The following is a 25,904-nucleotide window of genomic DNA, read 5'->3' on the forward strand; positions in this document are numbered from 1 at the left end:
GCTTTGCCATCATTTGCAAGCGCCACAGGCCGCGGCCTCGACATCCGGGAGTAGCGCGCTCTGATTTGATCTGGTAAGTTCGCCCGCTTGCAGCCGCAGGGCCGGCGGGTGCCGGTGATGGAGCAATCCTGCGCAGATGGATTACAAGAGTAGAGGCGGTCTATTTCATGTCCACCCAAGCAAAGCAACAGGCAGTCCAGTCGATCAGCGGCTTCGAACCCTATAAAGAAGTTCCGGGCGAGGAGTACATGGGCAAGCCCATGCGTGCGCACTTCACCAAGGTCCTGAACAAGTGGAAACAGGACTTGATGCAGGAAGTCGACCGCACGGTTGATCACATGAAGGACGAAGCGGCCAACTTTCCTGACCCGGCAGACCGTGCCAGCCAGGAAGAAGAGTTCGCCCTCGAACTGCGAGCGCGCGATCGTGAGCGCAAGCTGATCAAGAAGATCGACAAGACGCTTCAACTGATCGAAGACGAAGAATACGGCTGGTGCGAGTCCTGCGGTGTCGAAATCGGCGTCAAGCGCCTGGAAGCCCGCCCTACCGCCGACATGTGCGTCGATTGCAAGACCCTGGCGGAAATCAAGGAAAAGCAAGTCGGCAAGTAATAACGACTTGAACGAAGAACGGAGCGTGCGAACGCTCCGTTTTTGTTTCTGACATTTGCTTCGACAGGAAACTGTGGGAGCGAGCCTGCTCGCGAAGGGGGCCTCAGCTTCAACATTAATGCTGGCTGACACACCGCTTTCGCGAGCAGGCTCGCTCCCACAGGGGCCGGCTCAAGTACGGAAAAAATGACATCACCCTATGACCGCCATCTCCACCTCTTCCTACATCGGGCGCTTCGCCCCCACGCCCAGTGGTCACCTGCATTTCGGTTCGCTGGTGGCCGCGCTGGCTTCGTACCTTGACGCACGTTCGGTCGGCGGCCGCTGGTTGATGCGCATGGAAGACCTCGACCCGCCCCGTGAAGAACCCGGCGCCCAGGCGGCGATCCTCAAGGCGCTGGAGAGCTATGGTTTCGAGTGGGATGGCGAGATGGTCCGCCAGAGCGACCGACACGACGCCTACGCCGAAGTACTCAATCGCCTGTTCAATCACGGCCTGGCCTACGCGTGCACCTGTTCGCGCAAGCAACTGGAGCCGTACCATGGTATCTATCCGGGGCTGTGCCGTAATGCCGGGCATGCCACCGACGATGCGGCGATCCGGATACGTGTACCCGAACTGGATTACCACTTCATCGACCGCGTGCAAGGTGAATTCCATCAACACCTGGGCCGGGATGTCGGCGATTTCGTGATTCGCCGCCGTGACGGGCTCTACGCCTATCAACTGGCGGTGGTGCTGGATGATGCCTGGCAAGGCATTACCGATATCGTGCGCGGCGCCGACCTGCTCGACTCTACGCCACGCCAACTTTACCTGCAGGAACTGCTCGGCCTGCGGCAACCGCGTTACTTGCACATCCCGCTGATTACCCAACCCGATGGCAACAAGCTCGGCAAGTCCTATCGCTCGCCGCCATTGACCGAAGACCAGGCCACACCATTGTTGCTGCGTGCCTTGCGTGCACTGGGGCAGACTCCCGGTACCGAACTGGCTGATGGCACCCCCAGGGAAGTGCTGAACTGGGGCATCGCTCACTGGGATGCAAGCCGGATCCCGCGCACACTGAGCCTGCCCGAGGCGCAGCTACAGTGATCGTGCTTGCAGTGTCGCGCCCATCCGTTACCATCGCCGCACGTTTTCGGGCACGCGCATAAAAAAGAGAGGCCGGGATGTACATCTATCGCTTGGTCCTGCTCCTGGTAGTGGGGATTTATCTGTTCTCCCCGGCCATCATGGATTGGTGGATCGACGCCACTGGCGCCTGGTATCGCCCTTATCTGCTCTGGCTGATCCTGATCGTCGTGACCTTCATCCTGCAGAGCCAAAAAGATGCCGATGAGCTTTAGCCTGACCCAGATGATCCTGATCAGTGCCGCGTACCTGGCGGTGCTGTTCGGCGTGGCCTGGATCAGCGAACGGGGCATGATCCCCCGGGCGATCATTCGCCACCCGCTCACCTACACCCTGTCGCTGGGGGTCTATGCCAGTGCCTGGGCGTTTTATGGCACCGTGGGCCTGGCTTATCAGTACGGTTACGGCTTCCTGTCCAGTTACCTCGGGGTGTCCGGGGCATTCCTGCTGGCGCCGGTATTGCTGTATCCGATCCTGAAGATCACCCGCACTTATCAGCTGTCGTCCCTGGCGGACCTGTTCGCGTTCCGCTTCCGCAGCACCTGGGCCGGCGCGCTGACCACGATTTTCATGCTGGTCGGCGTACTGCCGTTGCTGGCGTTGCAGATTCAGGCGGTGGCCGATTCAATCGGCATCCTTACCCGTGAGCCGGTGCAGCACCGCGTCGCCCTGAGTTTCTGCGCACTCATTACGCTGTTCACGATTTTCTTCGGCTCCCGGCACATCGCCACCCGCGAGAAACATGAAGGCCTGGTCTTCGCGATTGCCTTCGAATCGGTAATCAAGCTGATCGCTCTGGGCGGCGTCGGACTGTATGCGTTGTACGGTGTGTTCGACGGCCCGCAACAGTTGGAGCTGTGGCTGCTGCAAAACCAGACGGCCCTCGCCGCCCTGCACACGCCGTTGCAGGAAGGCCCGTGGCGCACGCTGCTGCTGGTGTTCTTCGCCTCGGCGATCGTGATGCCGCACATGTACCACATGACGTTCACCGAAAACCTCAACCCGCGCTCGCTGGTCAGCGCGAGTTGGGGCTTGCCACTGTTCCTGTTGCTGATGAGCCTGGCGGTGCCGCTGATCCTTTGGGCGGGGCTCAAACTCGGGGCAACCACCAACCCGGAATACTTCACGCTTGGCATTGGCATCGCCGCCAACAGTAAGGCGTTGGCGTTGCTGGCGTATATCGGCGGGTTGTCCGCCGCCAGCGGCCTGATCATCGTGACCACCCTCGCGCTGTCGGGCATGGCCCTGAACCACCTGGTGCTGCCGCTGTATCAACCGCCGGCGGAAGGCAATATCTACCGTTGGCTGAAGTGGACGCGCCGGGCACTGATCGTCGCGATCATCATGGCCGGTTACGGTTTCTACCTGTTGTTGGGCGCGGAGCAAGACCTGGCCAACCTCGGTATCGTCGCGTTCGTTGCCACCTTGCAGTTCCTGCCGGGCGTGCTCTCGGTCCTGTATTGGCCGACTGCCAACCGTCGCGGCTTCATCGCCGGCTTGCTGGCCGGGATCCTGGTGTGGCTGGTGACCATGCTGCTGCCGTTGGTCGGCAATCTGCAGGGCTTCTACATCCCGCTGTTGAACATGATCTATGTGCTGGACGACACCAGCTGGCACATGGCGGCGATTGCCTCGCTGGCCGCCAACGTGCTGATGTTCACCCTGATCTCACTGTTCACCAACGCCAGCACCGAAGAGGCCAGCGCCGCGGAAGCCTGTGCCGTGGACAATGTGCGTCGCCCGCAACGCCGCGAACTGCACGCCGCTTCGCCTCAGGAATTCGCCACACAGCTTGCCAAACCGCTGGGTGCCAAGGCTGCGCAAAAAGAAGTCGAACAGGCTCTGCGCGATCTCTATCTGCCATTCGACGAGCGCCGGCCTTATGCCTTGCGTCGCTTGCGTGACCGCATCGAGGCCAACCTTTCCGGCCTGATGGGACCGAGCGTAGCCCAGGACATGGTCGAAACCTTCCTGCCGTACAAGGCGGGCGGCGAAAACTATGTCACCGAGGACATCCACTTCATCGAAAGCCGACTCGAGGATTACCATTCTCGCCTGACCGGGCTGGCCGCCGAACTCGATGCCCTGCGCCGCTATCACCGCCAGACCCTTCAGGAATTACCAATGGGCGTCTGTTCGCTGGCCAAGGATCAGGAAATCCTCATGTGGAACAAAGCCATGGAGGAGTTGACCGGGATCGCTGCGCAACGGGTCGTCGGTTCGCGCCTGAGCACCATTGCCGACCCGTGGAAAGAGTTGCTGCAAGGTTTCATCAATGTCCCGGACGAACACTTGCACAAGCAGCATCTGGCCCTCGACGGCCAGACCCGCTGGCTGAACCTGCACAAGGCGGCGATCGACGAGCCGCTCGCGCCGGGTAACAGTGGCCTGGTGTTGCTGGTGGAAGACTTGACCGAAACCCAGATGCTCGAAGACAAACTGGTGCACTCCGAGCGCCTGGCCAGCATCGGTCGCCTCGCCGCCGGCGTGGCCCATGAAATCGGCAACCCGATCACCGGCATTGCGTGTCTGGCGCAGAACCTGCGCGAAGAGCGCGAAGAAGACGGCGAACTCAAGGAAATCAGCGGGCAGATCCTCGAACAGACCAAACGCGTGTCGCGCATCGTCCAGTCGCTGATGAGCTTCGCCCATGCCGGCAGTCATCAGCACAACGACGAGCCCGTCTGTCTGGCGGAAGTCGCCCAGGACGCCATCGGCCTGCTGGCCCTGAACCGACGCAATTTCGAAGTGCAGTTCTACAATCTATGCGACCCCGATCACTGGGTCGAAGGCGATCCGCAGCGGCTCGCCCAGGTACTGATCAATCTGCTCTCGAACGCCCGTGATGCCTCGCCTCCAGGCAGTGCAGTGCGCGTCAAGAGCGAAGCCGGCGAACACACGGTCGACCTGATCGTGGAAGACGAAGGCAGCGGGATCCCGTCGAGCATCATGGACCGATTGTTCGAACCCTTCTTCACCACCAAGGACCCGGGTGAAGGTACCGGTCTGGGCCTTGCACTGGTCTATTCCATCGTTGAAGAGCATTATGGACAAATCACCATCGACAGCCCGGCTGATGTTCAGAGCCAACGCGGCACCCGTATCCGGGTGACACTACCGCGTCATGTCGAAGCGACGTCCGCTGTGAACTGAGACCGTCGAGAGTATCGAATCAATGCCGCACATTTTGATCGTCGAAGACGAAACAATTATCCGCTCCGCCTTGCGCCGCCTGCTGGAACGCAACCAGTATCAGGTCAGCGAAGCCGGTTCAGTGCAGGAAGCACAAGAACGCTTCACCATTCCCACGTTCGACCTGATCGTCAGTGACCTGCGTCTGCCGGGCGCACCGGGCACCGAACTGATCAAACTGGGTCAGGGCACTCCGGTGCTGATCATGACCAGCTACGCCAGCCTGCGCTCCGCAGTCGACTCGATGAAGATGGGCGCGGTGGATTACATCGCCAAGCCCTTCGATCATGACGAAATGCTCCAGGCGGTTGCGCGTATCCTGCGCGACCGTCAATCGGTGCAAGCCAGCGGTGAACCCGTGGCCGGTAAAGTCGCCAATGGCGCGGCAAAAACGGGCATCGATAACAGCAACGGCGAGATCGGCATCATCGGCTCGTGTCCACCGATGCAGGATCTGTACGGCAAGATTCGTAAAGTCGCGCCGACCGACTCCAATGTCCTGATCCAGGGCGAATCCGGCACCGGTAAAGAATTGGTGGCGCGCGCCCTGCACAACCTGTCGAAGCGGGCCAAGGCACCGATGATTTCGGTGAACTGCGCAGCCATTCCGGAAAGCCTGATCGAGTCCGAATTGTTCGGCCACGAAAAAGGCGCGTTCACCGGTGCCAGCGCCGGGCGCGCCGGCCTGGTGGAAGCAGCGGACGGCGGCACCTTGTTCCTCGACGAAATCGGTGAACTGCCACTGGAAGCCCAGGCCCGACTGCTGCGCGTTCTCCAGGAAGGCGAGATTCGCCGGGTCGGCTCGGTGCAGTCGCAAAAGGTCGATGTGCGCCTGATCGCCGCGACTCACCGCGACCTCAAGAGCCTGGCGAAGATCGGCCAGTTCCGTGAAGACTTGTACTACCGCCTCCATGTGATCGCGCTAAAACTGCCCGCCCTGCGCGAGCGTGGTGCCGACGTCAATGAAATCGCCAATGCGTTCCTCGCAAGGCAGAGCGCGCGGATCAACCGCACCGACCTGAAATTCGCTCCGGACGCGGAACAAGCCATTCGCCATTACTCCTGGCCGGGTAACGTTCGTGAGCTGGAAAATGCTGTCGAGCGCGCCGTTATCCTGTGCGAGAGCCCGGAGATTTCTGCCGAGCTGCTGGGTATCGACATCGAGCTGGGCGATCTGGAAGACGACGAGTTCATCGGCCTGCCCCCGCAACAAGGCAACAACAACGCCGGTAACAACAACCACGAACCGACCGAAGACCTGTCCCTGGAGGACTACTTCCAGCATTTCGTGCTCGAGCATCAGGACCACATGACCGAAACCGAACTGGCCCGCAAACTCGGGGTCAGTCGCAAGTGCCTGTGGGAACGCCGTCAACGCCTGGGCATTCCACGGCGCAAGACCGGGGTCGCCAGCGAAAGCTGAACCGCCCCTGTCTGATGTGCGGGTAACGCGTGACTTTGTGGAAAAACTGTTACCTCAGGTTTTTCACGTAACAGAAGCCGGGGCTTACGGTAACGAAACCCCGGCTTTTTTTCGCCTGCACTTATCCCACCAGACCGCCTAACCCCTTGTTTTACTGGGGTTTGTAAAAGTTGGCACGCACCCTGCTATATGTTTGGTACAAGAACAATAACAAGCAATGCACAAGACAATAAAAATAAGACGAATCGACTCACGCACAATAAAAACAAGACGGCGAGAGGCGCAGCTAACTGATTCTTTTGGAGAGGCGTTGTATTTGGGGCTTGCCCCACGACCAGGCCGAGAACAACAAAAAACTGTCATAAGACAGAGCCTGTACTGGTTGGATCGAGAGATCACTGCAATTCAGCGACCAAAGCAATCCGTTTGCTCTTGGCTCCCGATTGGGAGGGTCATGAAGGAAGCTTCATGGCGAGGGCACTCAACAAAAACAAGAAGCCCGAAACCAATAACAAAAATAGAGCATGCAACTACTTCTTGGGGAGCTTCGGCTCCCCTTGTAGTTTCCGCGATTCAAAAACCGCCTTGCATCCGCCTGTTTCCACCTTGAAACGTGCGGCTTACAGCTCATATCTGCTGCGTCCTACACCATCCCCCGACTAAATGCTAGAATCCCCGCCCATCATGCGGTCATTCTTCGTTTTGGCCGAACATTCCTTCAAACAGTGCATCCCATGCTGAAGAAGCTGTTCCAGTCATTCCGTACTCCCCTGCGTCGTACGCAACATATCCGCAGCACGCCTGAAGTGCTCAACAGCGGCCAACATTCGCTGCAAAAGGCGCAATTCAGCCGTTACGCGGTGAACATCGTCGAACGCCTGCAGGGCGCCGGTTACCAGGCCTATCTGGTCGGCGGTTGCGTGCGCGACATGCTGCTCGGCATCACGCCGAAAGACTTCGACGTCGCCACCAGTGCCACCCCTGAACAGGTCCGGGCCGAATTCCGCAACGCGCGGATCATTGGCCGGCGCTTCAAACTGGTGCATATCCACTTTGGCCGCGAAATCATCGAAGTCGCGACCTTCCGCGCCAATCACCCGCAAAACGATGAGGAAGAAGACAGCAACCAGTCTTCCCGCAACGAAAGCGGACGCATCCTGCGCGATAACGTCTACGGCACCCTGGAGGAAGACGCGCAACGCCGCGACTTCACCATCAACGCCCTGTATTACGATCCGGTCAGCGAGCGCATCCTCGACTACGCCAACGGTGTGCACGACATTCGCAATCACCTGATCCGTCTGATCGGCGATCCGAAACAACGCTATCAGGAAGATCCAGTACGGATGCTGCGGGCCGTGCGTTTCGCGGCGAAACTGAATTTCGGCATCGAAAAACACAGCGCCCTGCCGATCCGTGACCTGGCACCGATGCTGCGCGAGATCCCGGCGGCCCGTCTGTTCGAAGAAGTCCTCAAGCTGTTTCTCTCCGGCCATGCCGCGGACACCTTCGAGATGCTGGTCGACCTGCAACTGTTCGATCCACTGTTCCCGGCCAGTGCCGAGGCGCTGGAATACAACCCGACTTATACCCATACACTGATCAGCGAAGCCCTGATCAACACCGACTTGCGGATCAAGCAGAACAAACCGGTGACCCCGGCGTTCCTGTTTGCCGCGCTGCTGTGGCCTGCTCTTCCGGCTCGAGTACTGCGCCTGCAGGAACGTGGCATGCCGCCGATTCCGGCGATGCAAGAAGCGGCCCACGAACTGATTGCCGAACAGTGCCAGCGCATCGCGATTCCAAAACGCTTCACCATGCCGATCCGCGAGATCTGGGACATGCAGGAACGTCTGCCACGGCGCAGCGGCAAACGTGCCGACCTGTTGCTGGACAACCCGCGGTTCCGCGCCGGTTACGACTTCCTGTTGCTGCGTGAAAGCGCGGGCGAGCAGACCGATGGCCTGGGCGAATGGTGGACGGACTATCAGGACGCCAACGACAGTGAGCGTCGCGACATGATCCGCGACCTCAGCGGCAAGGACGAAGGCACTGGCGCACCGCGCAAACGTCGCCGTAGCGGTGGCTCCAAGCGCAAGCGTGCCGCGGGCGTTTCGAGCACTACGGGCGAGTAATCCATGGAACGCATCTACATCGGCATGGGCAGCAACCTGGCTGCTCCCGCCGAACAGCTGCGCAGCGCCGTCGCCGCCCTGGCGCAGCTGCCGCAATCGGAACTGATCGGGGTTTCCGCCTTCTATCAAAGCGATTCGCTGCTTCCCGGCCAACCGCGTTACACCAATGCGGTCGCCGCCCTCGACAGCACCCTCACGCCGCTGGACTTGCTTGATGCGCTACAAGCCATCGAGAACGAGCAAGGCCGCGAGCGTCTTGAACGCTGGGGGCCACGCACGCTGGATCTGGATATCCTGCTGTTCGGCCACCGACTGATCGACGAACCTCGCCTCAAAGTCCCGCACTACCATATGCAGGAACGGGCCTTTGTGCTGTATCCATTGGCGGAGTTGGCACCTGCGGAGCTGCGTCTGGCCGACGGCCGCAGCCTCACGGAATTGCTCGCTGCCTGCCCGTTCGTCGGGCTGGAGCGCCTCCCTGCAAATTGACACGACACCCTGTGGGAGCGGGCTTGCTCGCGAAAGCGATCTTGAATTCACCATCATGGTTGAATGTCATACCGTCTTCGCGAGCAGGCTCGCTCCCACATTGGCCTTGTGTCAATCCTACAGAATCTGCTGAAACGCATCAGTTACCCCGGTAACACCCTCCTCGTAACAATGCGGTAACACACGCAATTGACTTCCCGAGTTCTCCTCACGACTATAGGCGTCCCGATGCCGCCAACCCGGCACCCAAGGGCGCAATCCAGGCCTTATAAGCACGACAGAAGACCGTGCGCCTGAGTAGATGACGAATCACGCGCGTTACTCGCAGTAGTTTCCATAGCGCCTGAACGAGGATTTTTTGACATGCCAGCCATCACCCTGACCACGCTCCAGAGCCTCAAGCAGAAAGGTGAGAAAATCACCATGCTGACCTGCTATGACGCGACCTTCGCCCACGCCTGCAATCAGGCTGGCGTCGAAGTGCTGCTGGTGGGCGACTCCCTCGGCATGGTTTTGCAAGGTCACGACAGCACCCTGCCGGTTACCACCGCCGAAATGGCTTACCACGTAGCCGCCGTCAAACGCGGTAACACCGACGCGTTGATCCTCGCCGACCTGCCCTTCATGGCCTATGCCACCACCGAACAAGCCATGACCAACAGCGCGCTGCTGATGCAGGCAGGCGCGCACATGGTCAAGGTCGAGGGCGCATTGTGGCTGGCGGACTCGATTCGCCTGCTCGCCGAGCGGGGCATCCCGGTGTGCGCGCACATGGGCCTGACACCGCAATCGGTGAACATCCTCGGCGGTTACAAGGTACAGGGCCGCAATGAAAACCAGGCGCGGCAGATGCGCGCCGACGCGATTTCACTGGAGCAGGCCGGCGCGGCCATGCTGTTGCTCGAGTGCGTGCCAAGCGAACTGGCTGAAGAAATCACTCAAGCGGTGAAAATCCCGGTAATCGGTATCGGCGCCGGCAACCGCACCGACGGCCAGGTATTGGTCTTGCACGACATGCTGGGCCTGTCCATCACCGGTCGTGTGCCCAAATTCGTGAAGAACTTCATGGCCGGCCAAGAGAGCATTCACGCGGCCTTGAGCGCTTACGTCACTGAAGTCAAAGCGGCGACCTTCCCTGGCATCGAACACGGATTTTCTGCATGAACACCGTAAAAACCGTACGTGAACTGCGGGCCGCTGTGGCCCGCGCCCGTGGCGAAGGCAAACGTATCGGCTTCGTGCCGACCATGGGCAACCTGCACAGCGGGCATATCGCGCTGATTACCAAGGCCACCCAGCGGGTGGATTTCGTGGTCGCGAGTATTTTCGTCAATCCGCTGCAATTCGGCGCCGGCGAAGACCTCGACAAATACCCGCGCACCCTCGCGGCCGACCAGGAAAAACTGCTCGAGGCCGGTTGCGACCTGCTGTTCGCGCCAACCGTTGAAGAGATGTACCCCGACGGCATGACTGGCCAGACCCGTGTCAGCGTCCCGCAATTGTCCGAAGGCCTGTGCGGCGCCAGCCGTCCGGGGCATTTCGAAGGTGTGGCGACAGTGGTCAGCAAGTTGTTCAACATGGTCCAGCCGGATCTGGCGATTTTCGGCCAGAAAGACTTCCAGCAACTGGCGGTGATTCGCGCCCTGGTCCACGACCTGAACATGCCGATCCAGATCATTGGCGAACCGACCGTTCGCGCCGCCGACGGCCTGGCATTGTCATCGCGCAATGGGTTCCTCAGCGAAGAGCAACGTGCCGTTGCACCGGTTGTCTATCGCACCCTGAGCCAGATTGCCGATGCGATCAAACAGGGTGAGCGGGATTTCCCGGCGCTGATCAGTGCGCAGATCAAACAGCTCGAAGTTGCCGGGTTGCGTCCGGACTACCTGGAAATCCGTCATGCACTGACCTTGCGTCCGGCGACTCCCGAGGACCGGGACCTGGTGATTCTGGTGGCGGCGTTCCTCGGCACGACGCGGTTGATCGACAACCTGCACCTGAATCTCGATACGCCCATCTGAGCCCAACAAAACAATGTGGGAGCGAGCCTGCTCGCGAATGCGGTACGCCATTCAACAACTAGGTTGACTGATCCGCCGCTTTCGCGAGCAGGCTCGCTCCCACACTTGAACTGTTTTAGTGTCCACAACCCGATTCCGACCTGGGAAAACACTCATGCACGCCATCATGCTCAAAGCCAAGCTGCATCGCGCCGAAGTCACCCACGCTGTACTCGATTACGAAGGTTCCTGCGCCATCGACGGCGAATGGCTGGACTTGTCCGGCATTCGTGAGTACGAACAGATCCAGATCTACAACGTCGATAATGGCGAGCGCTTCACCACCTACGCCATTCGCGGCGAAGAAGGCTCACGCATGATCTCGGTCAACGGTGCCGCGGCGCACAAGGCCAAGGTCGGCGATCGCGTGATCATCTGCGCTTACGCCCACTACAGCGAAGCCGAGCTGCTCAACTTCAAGCCACGCATGCTCTACATGGCACCGGGCAATGAACTGAGCCACACCAGCAACGCCATTCCGGTCCAGGTCGCCTGATCGAAGCCTGTCGCGCCTCCGTTTGTCGGACGCTCCAAACTTTGATGTTAAAAAAGTACCGGAATCAGGTCAGACAAAGTCAAGACAGATCACCGCGCGGGGTTTACTGTATTCGCCCTGCGCCATGAAATCGTGTCGACGCAGTTGACCGGACGCCCATCCACAGCGCGCCGGGATTTTTAGTGTTCTAAAGGCCGTTCAAGTAAAAAGGAAACCCGCAGCGATGGCGTATTACCGCACTCCTCACGACGTGACCGCTCTGCCCGCCTGGCAAGCGTTGAATGACCACCGCCAAGCCATGCAGGATTTCAGCATGCGCGAGGCCTTCAATGCCGATCCGCAGCGCTTTACCCAGTTCACCCTCAGCAGCTGCGGCCTGTTCCTCGACTATTCGAAAAACCTGATCAACGCCGAGACCCGCAATCTGCTGGTAGGCCTGGCCAATGAAGTCGACCTCAAGGGCGCGATCAAGGCGCTGTTCGACGGCGAAATCGTCAACGCTTCCGAAGGTCGCCCGGCGTTGCACACGGCCCTGCGTCGTCCGGTCGGCGACAAACTGTCGGTCAATGGCGTCAACGTGATGCCTGAAGTGCACAAGGTGCTGAACCAGATCACCGACCTCGTTGGGCGCATCCACGACGGTCTGTGGCGCGGTTACACCGAGAAGCCGATCACCGACGTGGTGAACATCGGCATTGGTGGCTCATTCCTCGGTCCCGAGCTGGTTTCCGAAGCCCTGCTGTCCTACGCCCAGAAGGGCGTGCGCTGCCACTATCTGGCGAACATTGACGGCAGTGAGTTCCACGAACTGACCATGAAGCTGCGCGCCGAGACCACGCTGTTCATCGTCTCGTCGAAATCCTTCAACACCCTCGAAACCCTGAAAAACGCCCAGGCCGCCCGTGCCTGGTACCTGGCCCAGGGTGGCTCGGAAGCCGAGTTGTATCGTCACTTCATCGCGGTATCGAGCAACAATGCCGCCGCCGTGGCTTTCGGTATCCGTGAAGAGAACATCTTCCCGATGTGGGATTGGGTCGGCGGCCGGTACTCGCTGTGGTCGGCCATCGGCCTGCCAATCGCCCTGGCCATCGGCATGTCGAACTTCAAGGAGCTGTTGTCCGGTGCCTACACCATGGACCAGCATTTCCAGAGTGCGCCGTTCGAACAGAACATGCCGGTGCTGCTGGCCTTGCTCGGTGTCTGGTATGGCAATTTCTGGGGCGCGCAGAGCCACGCGATCCTGCCGTACGACCACTACCTGCGTAACATCACCAAGCACTTGCAACAGCTGGACATGGAGTCCAACGGCAAGAGCGTTCGTCAGGACGGCACGCCAGTGTCCACCGACACCGGTCCGGTGATCTGGGGCGGCGTCGGTTGCAACGGCCAGCATGCTTACCACCAGTTGCTGCACCAGGGCACCCAACTGATTCCGGCGGACTTCATCGTGCCGATCGTCAGCTTCAATCCGGTGTCCGACCACCACCAATGGCTGTACGCCAACTGCCTGTCGCAGAGCCAGGCGCTGATGCTTGGCAAGACCCTTGCCGAAGCCGAGGCTGAACTGCGCGACAAAGGCATGGGTGAAGCCGACGTGAAGAAACTCGCGGCGCACAAGGTGATTCCGGGCAATCGTCCGAGCAACACCCTGGTGGTCGAGCGCATCAGCCCGCGTCGCCTCGGCGCGCTGGTGGCGATGTACGAGCACAAAGTCTTCGTGCAAAGCGTGATCTGGGGCATCAACGCCTTCGATCAGTGGGGCGTGGAGCTGGGCAAGGAACTGGGCAAAGGCGTCTACAACCGCCTGGTCGGCAGCGAAGAAACACCGGCCGAGGATCCGTCCACTCAAGGGCTGATCAACTACTTCCGTGGTCGTCACCGCGGTTGATCCAACGCACCTGCTACACCCTGTGGGAGCGAGCCTGCTCGCGAAAGCGATCTAACATTCACCCTCATCGTTGAATGTCGGACCGCATTCGCGAGCAAGCCCGCTCCCACAGTTGTTTTGCGCCGCCTACACTTGCTGCGGCGTCTGACTTGAACCCTTTCACTGCTCGGCGCATCTTTATCTTTGTCGCATAACAAGAATAAGGAACCGTCATGTTCGATATCAGCACGTTCCCCAAAGCCGATGCCGTCCGCCGGGCTGCACAACTGAGTCAAGACGACTATCACCGCCTGTACCGCGAATCCATCGAACACCCCAGTACCTTCTGGGCCGAACAGGCCAGGCGTTTTCTCGACTGGAGCAAACCGTGGGACACCGTCCAGCGCTATGACCTGAAAACCGGCGAGGCCAGCTGGTTTGCCGGGGCAGAGCTGAACGTCAGCTACAACTGCATCGACCGCCACCTGGAAAAACGCGGTGATCAAATCGCGATCATCTGGGAGGGCGACGACCCTGCCGAATCCACGCAAATCACCTACAAAAAACTGCATCACAACGTGTGCCGCCTGGCCAACGTGCTCAAAAGCCGTGGCGTGAAAAAAGGCGACCGGGTGTGCATCTACATGCCGATGATCCCCGAAGCGGCCTACGCCATGCTCGCCTGTACGCGCATCGGCGCGGTGCATTCGGTCGTGTTCGGCGGCTTTTCCCCGGACTCCCTGCGCGACCGCATTCTCGATGCTGATTGCCGCACCGTGATTACTGCCGATGAAGGCGTGCGCGGCGGCAAATTCATCCCGCTCAAACAGAACGTCGATAAAGCCCTGCAAAGTTGCCCCGACGTCAGCACTGTGGTCGTGGTCGAGCGCACACAGAATCAGGTGAACTGGGTCGAAGGCCGGGACCTCTGGTATCACCAGGCCCTGCGCGACGTCGGCGACGACTGCCCGCCCGAGCCGATGGGCGCCGAAGACCCGCTATTCATCCTCTACACCTCCGGCAGCACCGGTAAACCCAAAGGCGTGCTGCACACCACCGGCGGTTACCTGCTGCAAGCGGCGATGACCTTCAAATACGTGCTGGACTACCGCGACGGTGAAGTCTTCTGGTGCACCGCCGATGTCGGCTGGGTTACCGGCCACAGCTACATCGTCTACGGTCCGCTGGCCAATGGCGCCACCACCTTGATCTTCGAAGGCGTGCCGAACTACCCGAGCACCTCGCGCTTCTGGCAGGTGATCGACAAGCATAAGGTCAATATTTTCTACACCGCCCCGACCGCCCTGCGCGCCCTGATGCGTGAAGGTCCTGAACCGCTGAAGGAAACGTCCCGCGCCAGCGTCAGACTACTCGGCACCGTCGGTGAGCCGATCAACCCGGAAGCGTGGGAATGGTACTTCCACACAGTTGGCGAAGAGCGTTGCCCGATTGTCGATACCTGGTGGCAGACCGAAACCGGCGGCATCATGCTCAGCCCCCTGGTGAGCGCCCAACGCATCAAACCCGGCTGCGCCACGCAACCGATGTTCGGCGTGCAGCCAGTGCTGCTCGACGAACATGGCAAGGAAATCAAGGGGGCTGGAAGTGGCGTACTGGCAATCAAATCCAGCTGGCCGGCGCAGATTCGCAGCGTCTACCGCGATCCGCAGCGGATGGTCGACACCTACTTCAAGCCTTATCCCGGCTACTACTTCACCGGTGACGGCGCGCGCCGCGACGAAGATGGCGACTATTGGATCACCGGACGCATTGACGATGTGATCAACGTGTCCGGGCACCGCATCGGCACTGCGGAGGTGGAAAGCGCCCTGGTGTTGCACGACAGCATCGCCGAGGCTGCCGTGGTCGGTTACCCCCATGACGTCAAAGGCCAAGGCATCTACGCCTTCGTCACCCCCATGAACGGCGTCGAAACCGGCGACGAGCTGAAGAAAGAGCTACTGGCGATGGTCAGCAAGGAAATCGGCAGCTTCGCCAAACCGGACCTGATCCAGTGGGCACAGGCCTTGCCGAAAACCCGTTCCGGCAAGATCATGCGACGCATTCTGCGCAAGATTGCCTGCAACGAACTCGACAGTCTTGGCGACACCTCGACCCTGGCCGACCCGAGCGTGGTGCAAGGACTGATCGACAAACGCCTTAACCAATAATGCACGCTCTCTGTAGGAGCAGCCGGTCGACGCTCGATCGCTCGCGGTGGGCGTTAACGATAACGTGGGCTTCTTGAAAATACGCGTTATCGTTAACGTCCATCGCGAGCAGGCTCGCTCCCACAGAAAATCACCGGGTCACCATGGAATTCATCCGCAGCCGCATCGAAACCCAAATCATGAGTCTCACCGGTCTGTCCCTGGGTAAACTCGATCTGGAAAACCCCAAGGGCGATCCCGGCCTGTTCGGGCCTGATTCGGTGAGCTGGCAGGTACACGGAGATTTCAGCAGCATGCTCATCGGCGGTATCAGCGCCCTGATGTTGCAAGCCCTGCATCCGTTGGCTCTGGCGGGAGTGTGGGATCACTCCAATTTTCGCGAGGACATGCTCGGCCGGCTGCGTCGCACCGGTCAGTTCATTTCCGGCACCACGTTTGGTTCTCGCCAGGACGCTGACTGGCTGATCGAGAAAGTGCGCACCATTCATCTCCAGATCACCGGCACCGCACCCGATGGCCGGCCTTACGCCGCCAGCGATCCCGACCTGCTGACCTGGGTGCACGTAGCGGAAGTCAGCAACTTTCTCGCTGCGCATTTGCGCTATCGCAACCCGCATCTGTCCCTGGTCGATCAGGATCGCTATTACGCAGAAATCGCACTGGTGGCCGAACGCCTGGGTGCCCGGAACGTACCCCGTTCCCGACAGGAAGTTTCCGATTACCTTGAGCGAATCAGGCCGCAGCTCTTGTGCGACGAACGCAGTCGCGAAGTGCTGCGACTGTTGTTGAACGCCCCGTCCCCCAGCCGTCTGGCCAAACCCTTCGGCGGCCTCATGATGCAGGCCGGGATCGATCTGCTGCCGGACTGGGCCAGTGACATGCTGGGTGTCAGACAAAGCCTGCTGCAACGCAAGCTGATCCGCGCCAGCGTCAATCGCAGCACGCCGATGCTACGCTGGGCGGTGCGCAATGGTTCGGTTCAGCGGGCCAAGCGGCGGATGGGCTTGCTCACTTGAACCAAACTCAAAAGCTTCGCGAGCAGGCTCACTCCCACAGTGGATGTGTGTCGTTCATCAAATGAGTGTGGGAGCGAGCCTGCTCGCGAAGGCAGCACCTCGGTTCAGTGCCAAGCTGTTAAACTCCCGCGCCAAATTCCTCCTGCAAGGCGCCCAGCATGTCTTCCTTGAACCAGGCGCTGCGCGCCGCCCTCGAACATCGCCAGGACCTGCTTGCCGAACTGCATGGGCAAGGCACCGATTGCTATCGCTTGTTCCATGGCAGCCAGGAAGGTGCCGGGGGGCTGACCATCGACCGCTATGGCCCGCAATTGCTGGTGCAGAGTTTTCACCAGTCGCTGGAGCGCGATGCGCTGCTGCAACTGCACGAAACCATCAACCAGCACCTGGGCTTTGAAAGCCTGCTGGTTTACAACGACCGCTCCCGTGGCAATTCACGCATCGACCGTGAAGACACCGTCTACCGCGCCGAAGAAGCAGCCCTGCAAGACCTGGTCGGCCACGAATGGGGCCTCAATTACCGGGTACGCGGGCGTCACGCCGGACAGGACCCGCTACTGTTCCTCGACCTGCGCAACACCCGCGGCTGGGTCAAGGAGCACAGCAAAAACAAAAGCGTGCTCAACCTGTTCGCCTACACCTGTGGCGTCGGCCTCAGCGCCGCGGCCGGTGGCGCCCGCGAGGTGTGCAACCTGGACTTCGCCGAAGGCAACCTGGCGGTCGGTCGTGAAAACGGCCTGCTCAACCCGCAACTGCCGACCATGGAGTTCGTCCAGTCCGACTACTTCCCGGCCATCCGCCAACTGGCCGGCCTGCCTATCAGCCAGCGTCGCGGGCAAAAATTGCCGAGCTATCAGCGCCTGGAACAACGCCAGTACGATCTGGTGCTGCTCGATCCACCGGCCTGGGCCAAGAGCGCGTTCGGCACCGTCGACCTGCTGCGCGACTATCAGAGTCTGCTGAAACCGGCGTTGCTCACCACGGCTGAGAACGGTGTGCTGATCTGCTGCAACAATCTGGCGAAAGTCAGCATGGACGACTGGCGCGAACAGGTTTTGCGTTGCGCAGAGAAAGCCGGACGGCCGGTGCGTGAGTGGACGGTGATGAAACCGGGGGCTGATTTCCCGTCGCTGGATCAGCAACCGCCACTGAAAACCCTGATTTTGCAGCTCTGATTCATGTCAGACAAATCTGAAAAAACCTGAATCGGGCGATTGCTTCGGAACCGGAATCGCGTGCCATACTCCAAGGCACTCCGATTCAGACAGATGAAGCCACGCATGTACAAAGGATTGATCCGCGCCGTTGGCGCCCTGTTGACTGTTCTGGCCCTCTACAGCCTGTTGGGCTTTCTGATTTTGCCGGGTATCGCCTTGCGGGTAGCCAACCAGCAATTGGCCAACTACGCGACGACGCCCGCCACGATCCAGCGAATCGAACTCAACCCGTTCAGCCTCGAAGTGACCCTTTGGGGCCTGAACATCGGTGAGCCCGGCAAGGAACAGGTCGGCTTCGAACGCCTGTACGCCAACCTGCAACTCGACAGTCTCTGGACCAAGGCGCTGCACCTGACGGATATCGAGCTGGAAAAGTCCAAGACCGAGATCCTTTTCGGCAAGGACGGCAAACTCAACCTGCTCGGGTTGTTCAAGCTGCCACAGAGCGAACCGACGCCGGCCGATCCCGATGCCAAGCCCTTCCCGCTGCGCATAGACCGGATAAAATTGGCCGGCGGTGCTATTCACTTCAAGGATGATCGTCCCAGCGAACCCATCGAGTTCCTCTACGACAAACTCGACTTCGAGTTGAAGAACCTCAGCACCCTGCCCGAAGACAGCGCCGACATGACGTTGGTGGCCATCGGCCCGCATGGTGGACAGATCGACTGGACCGGTAACTTCAGCCTGATCCCGATCGCATCCGAAGGTAAGCTGAAGATCACCGACGGCAAGATGAAAGCCTTTTGGCCCTACGTGCGTGATGCCGTGCCATTGGTGCTTGAAGACGGCGTGATCAGCCTCAGCACTGATTACAAACTCAACCTGTCCAAGGAAACCGAACTGCTGCTGAGCAACGTCGCTGTCAGCGTCGCGCCCTTCGCCATCAAGGCTCCGGACGGTCGGCGATTGGCCAGGCTCGAACGACTGGACGTCAGCGAAACCACCATCGACTTGGCCAAACAGCAAGTCGTCGTCGGCAAGATCCGCAGCCAGAAGCTGGAAACCTGGGCGGCCCTGGAAGCCGATGGCCAACTCGACTGGCAGAAACTGTTTGCCAGCCAGCCATCCAAACCCGCCGCCAAAGCCAATGCCGAACCGCCGAGTACCCCGGCGTCGGCCGACTCACCAAAGCCCGAACCCGCGCCGCCCGCCAAACCCTGGCAAGTGCTGCTCAACGATGTGCAACTGCGCGATTACCGCGTGCACCTGTCAGACCGCAAGGCGCAACCCGCCGTGGAACTGGAACTGGCGCCGCTGAATCTCGACCTGCAGAAATTCGATAGCCTCAATGGCTCGCCCTTTACGCTCAAGCTCGACACTGGCGTGGGCAAACAAGGCAAGCTCATGGCTGAAGGCGAGGTCAACCTGGCTCCGGTCAGCGCCAAACTGAACGTGCAGACCAAGGACATCGACCTGCGCGTCGCCCAGTCCTATATCAACCCGTTCATCCGCCTGGAACTGCGTAGCGGCATGCTCGGCAGTGATCTGGCGGTCAACCTGAAAAGCACCGAACCGCTGGCCCTCAGCGTCACCGGACGCGCCCAGGTCGATCAGTTGCATACCCTGGACACCTTGAAAACCCGTGACTTTCTCAAGTGGCAGCAGGTGGTGGTCGAAGGTCTGAACTATCAACACGGTGACAGCCTGTCGATCGACAAGATCAACCTGATGCAGCCCTACGCACGTTTCATGATCAACGATGACCGCACCACCAACATCGATGATCTGTTGATTCCGCAACCGGCCGATACCGGTGCCAAGACCGCTGCTGCCAAACCCGCCAGTAAAGAAAAGCCGCTGGGCATCCACATCGGCGGGATCGTCATCAACGACGGCTCGGCCAACTTCGCCGACTTCAGCCTGACGCCGAACTTCGCCACCGCCGTTCAACAACTCAACGGTCAGATCGGTACCATCGACAGCCGGCAGGCAAAACCGGCCAGCGTCGACGTCAAGGGCAAGGTCGATCGCTATGCACCCGTGACCATCAAGGGTTCGGTCAACCCGTTCGACCCGATGGCCAGCCTCGACATCGCCACCAGCTTCAAACGCGTGGAGCTGACCACGCTGACACCCTACTCCGGCAAGTTCGCCGGCTACCGCATCCGCAAGGGCCGGCTGAATCTGGACCTGCACTACAAGATCACCAAGGGCCAGCTCCAGGCCGAAAACAAAGTGGTGGTCGAGCAGTTGCAACTGGGTGAAAAAGTCGACAGCCCCGACGCCGTGAGCCTGCCGCTGAAACTGGCGATTGCCTTGCTCAAGGATGTCGACGGCAAGATTTCCATCGAACTGCCGGTGTCCGGCGACTTGAACAACCCACAGTTCAGCGTCATGCCGATTGTCTGGCAAACCTTGCGCAACCTGATCGTCAAGGCGGCCGCCGCGCCGTTCAAACTCATTGGCGGACTGGTGGCCGGTGGCGGGTCGGAAGATCTGGGCAGTGTGTCGTTCGCGCCGGGCTCAAGCGAGCTGAGCAAGGACGCTGAAGCGGCCCTGGTCAAGCTGTCCCAGGCCCTCAAGGAACGCCCGGCCCTGCGCCTGGAAATCGAAGGCACCGCGGCCAAGAGCAGCGACGGCCCGCTGATTGCTGAGCAACGCCTGGAGCGGGAGTATCAGTACAACTACTACAAAATGCTCCAGCGGCGCGGTGAAAAGGTACCGGCGAGAGCTGCTTTGCTGGAAGTGCCTGACAGCGAGAAAGGTCCGCTGCTGGAAGGGATCTACCGCACACGTCTGAAAACCCAGCCGCCTGCCGAATGGAAAGACCTGGGCAAAGAAGAACGCACCGCGAAGATGCGCGAGGGCGTGATCCAGTTCTGGAGTTCCAGCGAAGTGCTGTTGCGTGAGTTGGGCCAGGAACGCGCCAGCAGCATCAAGGATTATCTGGTCGACAAGGGTCAACTGGCCGATGACCGCGTGTACTTCATCGATGCCCAATTAGGCGAAGCGGAAAAGGACGGCAAGGTCGTTACGCCCATGCATCTGGACGCCGAATGATGGGCAAGCGGCTACTGCTCGCATTGACGTTGGCGTTGACGGCGAACCAGGCCTTGGCGGCGGATACTTTGCGCTGCGGCAGCCAATTGATCAGTGTCGGCGACCGGTCGAGCGAGGTACTGCACAAATGTGGCGAACCCGTCAGCCGCGATCTGCTGGGTTACAAGCGCAGCGCCGATCGACGGGAAGAGTTTCAGGTCGAGGAATGGACTTACGGGCCGAACGGCGGGATGTATCAGTACTTGCGGTTCGAGGGGAATCGGTTGGTGCAGATCACCAGCAAACGCGGTAACTGAAAACACCATAAAACACTGTGGGAGCGAGCCTGCTCGCGAAAAGGGACTGACATTCAACACATATGTTGGCTGACAGACCGCTTTCGCGAGCAGGCTCGCTCCCACAGTTGTTTTGCATACCCCCGCAATAGAACAGGCCCCGACACGAATGCCGGGGCCTGTAATGGCCACATCCTTATGGCCGTTCGCATGAACTCCTCAAGATGCGACAGACGTATATCTCGGCCCGCCTGCCGCGCCTTCTCCCAGTCCAGGCGAGAAGCCTTGCCCTTACTCGGCTTTCAGGCCGTCAGCGGAAACCGCCTTGACGCCTTTGATGTTCTTGGCGATTTTCACCGCAACGTCTTTCTGGCTATCCGTGACTGCGGTAGTGGAAGACAGGGACACAACGCCTTTGTTGGTTTCCACTTTGATATCGGTACCCGGAATGCCTTTTTCGGTAACCAGGTCTGCTTTGACTTTGGTAGTGATCCAGGTATCGGAAACATCCTCTTTCGCTTCAGTGACTTCACCGGCGGCCAGCATCATGGGTGCCTGAGTCGCCTGAGTGGACTGTGCAAATGCTGCGTTAGCCATGGTCAGGGTCAGCGCGGTTGCAGTAGCGGCAGCGATAGCGAACTTCTTCATACGAGTAACTCCTGTTTTTCTGGAAAGTCTGCTGGATGTCTTTTCAGCAGGGTTACCAGAGATATTGCGAACGCTGTGCCAACCTTGAGACTCACAATAATTCTTTATAAATCAATTAGTTAGCAAACCGCTCTTTTTTCGGAATCATGCAATTTGCATGACCCGGCCATTCTCTACATGCAAGTTGCGGGTTTTTGGTAAGGCCTAAGGCCATGAATTGTCGGGAGTTTTCCTCAGCACTCGGAACTTACAGGCGGCGAACAAAAAATACCCCGCGCGAGGCGGGGTACCAGGCAACCGGATGAGGAATCAGACCTTAGGGGCAATGCCTTCGCAGCCTTTAGGCGCGAACTCCTGGTCGACGGTAGTGGCGCATGTCCAGCCCGTCACCGCACGCGTCAAGGTAATGGTTTTGTTCAGCACCGGACCGGGTGCATTCAGGATTGTGCAACCAATTGTGCCCGTTCCATCAGCGGCGATACCCGACGCTGTCGTTGCGCAGTTGGAGGTTGTCGCGGTACCGCCGACTTTCGTCAGATCAGGATCGGTTCCTTGATTCATCAGATCCTCAAACGGAACCTTCAACGCCGAAATTTCCGCCAGCCCCGCCGTCACCTTCGCCCGCGCCTGGTACTTGGAATAAGCCGGGATCGCAAACGTCGCCAGAATCCCGATGATCGCCACCACGATCAGCAGCTCGATCAGGGTAAAACCTTTTTGAATGTTCATTGACAGCCTCCGTGCATGAGTCGAAATCTCATGATCTGAATCTGTCGCAGCACAGCCCATGCCAAGCGCCGCATGCCCTGTTGGCGGGACGCAAGACCGCCACAACCCCTCCTCCAACCCCCAGCATCCGCACTATCTGACACTTTTTGTCACCTCACCGGCGCTGGTTTGGTTCCATCGCTTGACTAGGCTATAAGTCATTCAACTGTCTTGGTCCGGTCGTCCAATGAATGACATCGCCCTCAGCGGCCTGGCCAAGCAATGGGTCCTGGCCGGGCTGCTCACTGGCACAAGCGCGCAACAGGCATCTCAACAAGCCCGAGGAACGCATCGGCACATTCACGATCTATGAGCCGGTCGGCTGCGAACATTGCAACGACCGGCGCACCGCAGGCTTGCTCAAAGCCATGCAAGGCATCACCAGCCTTGAAGAAATCAACCAGGTCACCAAGGACTGAACATGGCGGTCAAAGCAGCAAAAATCAGTGTGTACGCCTGGGAAGGCACTGACCGTAAAGGCACGAAGGTCACCGGCGAGTTGAGCGGTCAAAATCCGGCGTTGATCAAGGCGCAGTTACGCAAGCAAGGCATCAACCCCGGCAAGGTGCGCAAGAAAACCACTTCGCTGTTCAACCTGGGCAAGCGCATCAAGGCCCAGGACATTGCCCTGTTCACGCGCCAGATGGCGACCATGATGAAAGCCGGCGTGCCGTTGTTGCAGTCGTTCGACATCATCGCCGAAGGCTTCGATAACCCGGCCATGCGCACCCTGGTGGATGAGTTGAAACAGGAAGTCGCGGCAGGCAACAGCTTCGCCGTCGCCCTGCGTAAAAAGCCCCGGTATTTCGATGAGCTGTACTGCAATCTGGTGGATGCCGGGGAGCAGGCCGGCGCCCTGGATACCCTGCTGGAGCGGGTGGCGACCTACAAGGAAAAGAGCGAAAGCCTCAAGGCCAAGATCAGGAAAGCCATGACCTACCCGCTGGTGGTCGTGTTCGTCGCAATCATCGTGACCGGGATTCTGCTGGTCAACGTGGTACCGCAGTTCCAGTCGGTGTTCGAAGGATTTGGTGCCGAATTACCCGCCTTTACCGTGATGGTCATTGGGCTGTCGCGGTTCATGCAGGACGGGTGGTGGATGATGCTAGGCGGGCTGATCGTGGCAATCTTCGCGTTTCGCCACGCCTTCAAGACGTCGCAAGGCTTTCGCGATCGAACAGATGCCTGGCTGCTGAAGCTGCCGCTGGTGGGGACCCTGATGTACAAGTCCGCCGTGGCCCGTTTCGCCCGCACCCTGTCGACCACCTTCGCCGCCGGCGTCCCCTTGGTGGAAGCCCTTGAGTCGGTGGCCGGCGCCACTGGCAATATCGTGTTCAAGCGTGCGGTGCTGCGCATCAGGCAAGACATTTCGATGGGCATGCAGTTGAATTTTTCCATGCGCACTTCCGGTGTTTTTCCGAACATGGCCATTCAGATGACCGCCATTGGCGAAGAGTCCGGCGCGCTGGACGACATGCTGGACAAGGTCGCGGGCTTTTACGAGGACGAGGTGGACAATATGGTCGATAACCTCACCAGCCTGATGGAACCGTTCATCATGGTGGTATTGGGTGTTATCGTCGGCGGACTGGTGGTCGCGATGTACCTGCCCATCTTCCAACTCGGCGCAGCGATCTGACATGCCCTTGAACGAAATCCTGACCCACTTCCCGCTAGCCTTCGTCGTGATCGCCGGTCTGGTGGGGTTGCTGGTCGGCAGTTTTCTCAACGTGGTGATCTGGCGCCTGCCAAAAATGCTCGAACGCGAATGGCGCGAGCAAGCCCACGAGATCCTCGACCTGCCCGGCGAAACACCACTGCCCACCTACAATCTGCTGCTGCCCCACTCTCAGTGCCCATCTTGTGGCCACCGGATACGTGCCTGGGAAAACATCCCGCTGCTCAGTTACGTGTTTCTGCGGGGGCGCTGCTCAGCCTGTGCGACACCGATCAGCAAACGCTATCCGCTGACCGAACTGGCCTGTGGTCTGTTGTCGGGGTTCATTGCCTGGCACTTCGGTTTCGGCTGGCAAGCGTGCATGGCGCTGCTGTTGACCTGGGGCCTGCTGGCCATGAGCCTGATCGACGCCGAACATCAATTGCTGCCGGATGTATTGGTGTTGCCGTTGATGTGGCTGGGACTGATCGTCAACAGTCTCGGTTTGTTCGTACCGCTGCATGACGCGTTGTGGGGTGCCATTGCCGGCTACCTGGCGCTGTGGTCGGTGTTCTGGCTGTTCAAGTTGCTCACCGGCAAGGACGGCATGGGCCATGGCGACTTCAAGCTGCTGGCGATGTTTGGCGCCTGGGGCGGTTGGCAGATTCTGCCGCTGACCATCCTGCTGTCTTCCCTGGTGGGGGCCGTTATCGGCTTGATCTACCTGCGCCTGCGCCAGGCAAAAACCTCGACACCGATCCCCTTCGGCCCTTATCTGGCGATTGCCGGCTGGATTGCCTTGCTCTGGGGTGGTCAAATAACCGACCTCTATTGGCAGTTTGTCGGTTTGAAATGAATACCCCTGTGGAAAAACCCTGGATTCTCGGCCTGACCGGCGGCATCGGCAGCGGCAAAAGTGCGGCGGCCCAACACTTCATCGACCTCGGAGTGCATGTGGTCGACGCCGATCATGCCGCGCGCTGGGTGGTGGAGCCAGGCCGGCCGGCACTGGCGAAGATCGCCGAACACTTCGGCCCCGGCGTGTTGCAGGCCGACGGACAACTGGATCGCGCGGCCCTGCGCAAACTGATCTTTGAAGTGCCGGATGAACGCCGCTGGCTGGAAGCCTTGCTGCATCCGCTGATCGCCGAGGAAATCGCTCATCATCTGGCGCTGGCAAAATCACCTTACGCGATTCTGGTTTCGCCGCTGCTGATCGAATCAGGCCAGTACGCCATGACCCAACGGGTGCTGGTGATCGATGCCCCCGAACAGCTACAGATCGAACGCACCCTGCAACGTGACCAGACCAGCGAACAGCAGGTCCAGGCGATCCTCAAGGCCCAGTCCAGTCGCCAGGATCGCGTGAGCCATGCCAACGAGGTGGTGGTCAACGACCGCGACCTCGCCTGGCTACACAGCGAGGTCGAACGCCTGCATCACTTTTACCTTACTTTGCGTGGAGGCCAGTCATGAGCCAGATCCCAACCGTCGAATGCCCGACCTGCGGCGCCCCTGTCGAGTGGAGCCCCGAAAGCAAATTCCGGCCGTTCTGTTCCGACCGTTGCAAACTGATTGACCTGGGCGCCTGGGCATCGGAAGAGCACAAGATTCCCGTAGCCCCGGATGCCGAGGATGAATTGTTCAGCGGCGATTTCGACCCGCGTCACTGATCCCGATCGTCAGGGACGTAACTACGCCGCCAATCAACGAGAGGTGCCAGGCTCGTTGATCTTGACAC

The 25,904-nt window shown here is 59.7% G+C and carries 22 protein-coding genes and 1 pseudogene; 21 read left to right on the forward strand and 2 right to left on the reverse strand.

The window, feature by feature from the left end; translation table 11 throughout:
• Positions 1 to 167 precede the first annotated feature (167 nt).
• From dksA to CKW21_RS25120, 16 genes are all read left to right on the forward strand, one after another.
• Positions 168 to 611, forward strand: a complete 444-nt coding sequence (dksA, locus tag CKW21_RS25040; RefSeq protein WP_095196562.1) for an RNA polymerase-binding protein DksA — start codon at positions 168 to 170, stop codon at positions 609 to 611.
• A 199-nt stretch (positions 612 to 810) separates the two neighbouring features.
• Positions 811 to 1,707 carry a tRNA glutamyl-Q(34) synthetase GluQRS gene (gene gluQRS, locus CKW21_RS25045; protein WP_095196563.1) on the forward strand — a complete coding sequence of 299 codons (897 nt, stop codon included), beginning with the start codon at positions 811 to 813 and terminating at the stop codon, positions 1,705 to 1,707.
• 77 nt (positions 1,708 to 1,784) lie between these two features.
• On the forward strand, positions 1,785 to 1,961 hold the full coding sequence (locus tag CKW21_RS25050) for a hypothetical protein (RefSeq protein WP_003176118.1): 177 nt from the start codon (positions 1,785 to 1,787) through the stop codon (positions 1,959 to 1,961).
• Positions 1,945 to 4,899, forward strand: a complete 2,955-nt coding sequence (locus CKW21_RS25055) for a sensor histidine kinase (RefSeq protein ID WP_170948724.1) — start codon at positions 1,945 to 1,947, stop codon at positions 4,897 to 4,899. Before CKW21_RS25050 ends, CKW21_RS25055 begins: the two co-directional genes overlap by 17 nt.
• 22 nt (positions 4,900 to 4,921) lie before the next feature.
• Positions 4,922 to 6,361, forward strand: coding sequence for a sigma-54 dependent transcriptional regulator (locus CKW21_RS25060; RefSeq protein ID WP_095196565.1), 1,440 nt, complete (start codon positions 4,922 to 4,924; stop codon positions 6,359 to 6,361).
• Between the two features lie 734 nt (positions 6,362 to 7,095).
• Positions 7,096 to 8,496 carry a polynucleotide adenylyltransferase PcnB gene (locus tag CKW21_RS25070; RefSeq protein ID WP_095196567.1) on the forward strand — a complete coding sequence of 467 codons (1,401 nt, stop codon included), beginning with the start codon at positions 7,096 to 7,098 and terminating at the stop codon, positions 8,494 to 8,496.
• 3 nt (positions 8,497 to 8,499) lie between these two features.
• Positions 8,500 to 8,985, forward strand: coding sequence for a 2-amino-4-hydroxy-6-hydroxymethyldihydropteridine diphosphokinase (gene folK / locus CKW21_RS25075; protein ID WP_095196568.1), 486 nt, complete (start codon positions 8,500 to 8,502; stop codon positions 8,983 to 8,985).
• A gap of 363 nt (positions 8,986 to 9,348) precedes the next feature.
• A complete protein-coding gene (gene panB, locus CKW21_RS25080) occupies positions 9,349 to 10,149 on the forward strand; it encodes a 3-methyl-2-oxobutanoate hydroxymethyltransferase (RefSeq protein WP_095196569.1) in 801 nt (266 codons plus the stop codon).
• A complete protein-coding gene (panC, locus tag CKW21_RS25085; protein ID WP_095196570.1) occupies positions 10,146 to 11,006 on the forward strand; it encodes a pantoate--beta-alanine ligase in 861 nt (286 codons plus the stop codon). The genes panB and panC overlap by 4 nt, the downstream gene beginning before the upstream one ends.
• Positions 11,007 to 11,160: 154 nt before the next feature.
• The gene (gene panD, locus CKW21_RS25090) at positions 11,161 to 11,541 is read left to right on the forward strand and encodes an aspartate 1-decarboxylase (RefSeq protein ID WP_003228271.1); all 381 of its coding nucleotides are present in this window, start codon (positions 11,161 to 11,163) and stop codon (positions 11,539 to 11,541) included.
• Positions 11,542 to 11,764: 223 nt separating this feature from the next.
• Complete coding sequence (pgi, locus tag CKW21_RS25095; protein WP_095196571.1) at positions 11,765 to 13,429, forward strand: glucose-6-phosphate isomerase; 1,665 nt, start codon at positions 11,765 to 11,767, stop codon at positions 13,427 to 13,429.
• A gap of 212 nt (positions 13,430 to 13,641) precedes the next feature.
• The gene (gene acs, locus CKW21_RS25100) at positions 13,642 to 15,579 is read left to right on the forward strand and encodes an acetate--CoA ligase (RefSeq protein WP_095196572.1); all 1,938 of its coding nucleotides are present in this window, start codon (positions 13,642 to 13,644) and stop codon (positions 15,577 to 15,579) included.
• Positions 15,580 to 15,722: 143 nt separating this feature from the next.
• A complete protein-coding gene (locus tag CKW21_RS25105; RefSeq protein WP_095196573.1) occupies positions 15,723 to 16,595 on the forward strand; it encodes an oxygenase MpaB family protein in 873 nt (290 codons plus the stop codon).
• 158 nt (positions 16,596 to 16,753) lie between these two features.
• A complete protein-coding gene (locus tag CKW21_RS25110; protein WP_095196574.1) occupies positions 16,754 to 17,770 on the forward strand; it encodes a class I SAM-dependent rRNA methyltransferase in 1,017 nt (338 codons plus the stop codon).
• A gap of 93 nt (positions 17,771 to 17,863) precedes the next feature.
• Entirely contained in the window at positions 17,864 to 20,815 is a 2,952-nt protein-coding gene (locus CKW21_RS25115) for a DUF748 domain-containing protein (RefSeq protein WP_095196575.1), read from the forward strand.
• Positions 20,815 to 21,111 (forward strand): DUF2845 domain-containing protein, encoded by a 297-nt coding sequence (locus CKW21_RS25120; RefSeq protein ID WP_095196576.1) that lies wholly within the window; start codon positions 20,815 to 20,817, stop codon positions 21,109 to 21,111. Before CKW21_RS25115 ends, CKW21_RS25120 begins: the two co-directional genes overlap by 1 nt.
• A gap of 270 nt (positions 21,112 to 21,381) precedes the next feature.
• On the opposite strand, the gene CKW21_RS25125 is transcribed toward CKW21_RS25120, so the two are convergent.
• Entirely contained in the window at positions 21,382 to 21,738 is a 357-nt protein-coding gene (locus tag CKW21_RS25125) for a BON domain-containing protein (protein WP_095196577.1), read from the reverse strand.
• 309 nt (positions 21,739 to 22,047) lie between these two features.
• A complete protein-coding gene (locus CKW21_RS25130; protein ID WP_095196578.1) occupies positions 22,048 to 22,467 on the reverse strand; it encodes a pilin in 420 nt (139 codons plus the stop codon).
• A gap of 317 nt (positions 22,468 to 22,784) precedes the next feature.
• On the opposite strand from CKW21_RS25130, the pseudogene CKW21_RS31980 reads away from it, so the two are divergent.
• The 5 genes and pseudogenes from CKW21_RS31980 to yacG all read left to right on the forward strand — a co-directional run.
• Positions 22,785 to 22,925, forward strand: a pseudogene (locus CKW21_RS31980) (hypothetical protein); the annotation flags it as partial.
• 2 nt (positions 22,926 to 22,927) lie between these two features.
• On the forward strand, positions 22,928 to 24,145 hold the full coding sequence (locus CKW21_RS25140; RefSeq protein WP_095196580.1) for a type II secretion system F family protein: 1,218 nt from the start codon (positions 22,928 to 22,930) through the stop codon (positions 24,143 to 24,145).
• 1 nt (position 24,146) lies between these two features.
• Positions 24,147 to 25,019 carry an A24 family peptidase gene (locus CKW21_RS25145; RefSeq protein ID WP_095196581.1) on the forward strand — a complete coding sequence of 291 codons (873 nt, stop codon included), beginning with the start codon at positions 24,147 to 24,149 and terminating at the stop codon, positions 25,017 to 25,019.
• Positions 25,016 to 25,639 carry a dephospho-CoA kinase gene (gene coaE / locus CKW21_RS25150; protein ID WP_095196582.1) on the forward strand — a complete coding sequence of 208 codons (624 nt, stop codon included), beginning with the start codon at positions 25,016 to 25,018 and terminating at the stop codon, positions 25,637 to 25,639. The genes CKW21_RS25145 and coaE overlap by 4 nt, the downstream gene beginning before the upstream one ends.
• Positions 25,636 to 25,836, forward strand: coding sequence for a DNA gyrase inhibitor YacG (gene yacG, locus CKW21_RS25155; RefSeq protein WP_060543361.1), 201 nt, complete (start codon positions 25,636 to 25,638; stop codon positions 25,834 to 25,836). The genes coaE and yacG overlap by 4 nt, the downstream gene beginning before the upstream one ends.
• The last annotated feature ends 68 nt before the right edge of the window (positions 25,837 to 25,904 follow it).

The organism is Pseudomonas sp. Irchel 3A7 (assembly GCF_900187565.1).
In the GTDB taxonomy this organism is placed as follows: domain Bacteria; phylum Pseudomonadota; class Gammaproteobacteria; order Pseudomonadales; family Pseudomonadaceae; genus Aquipseudomonas.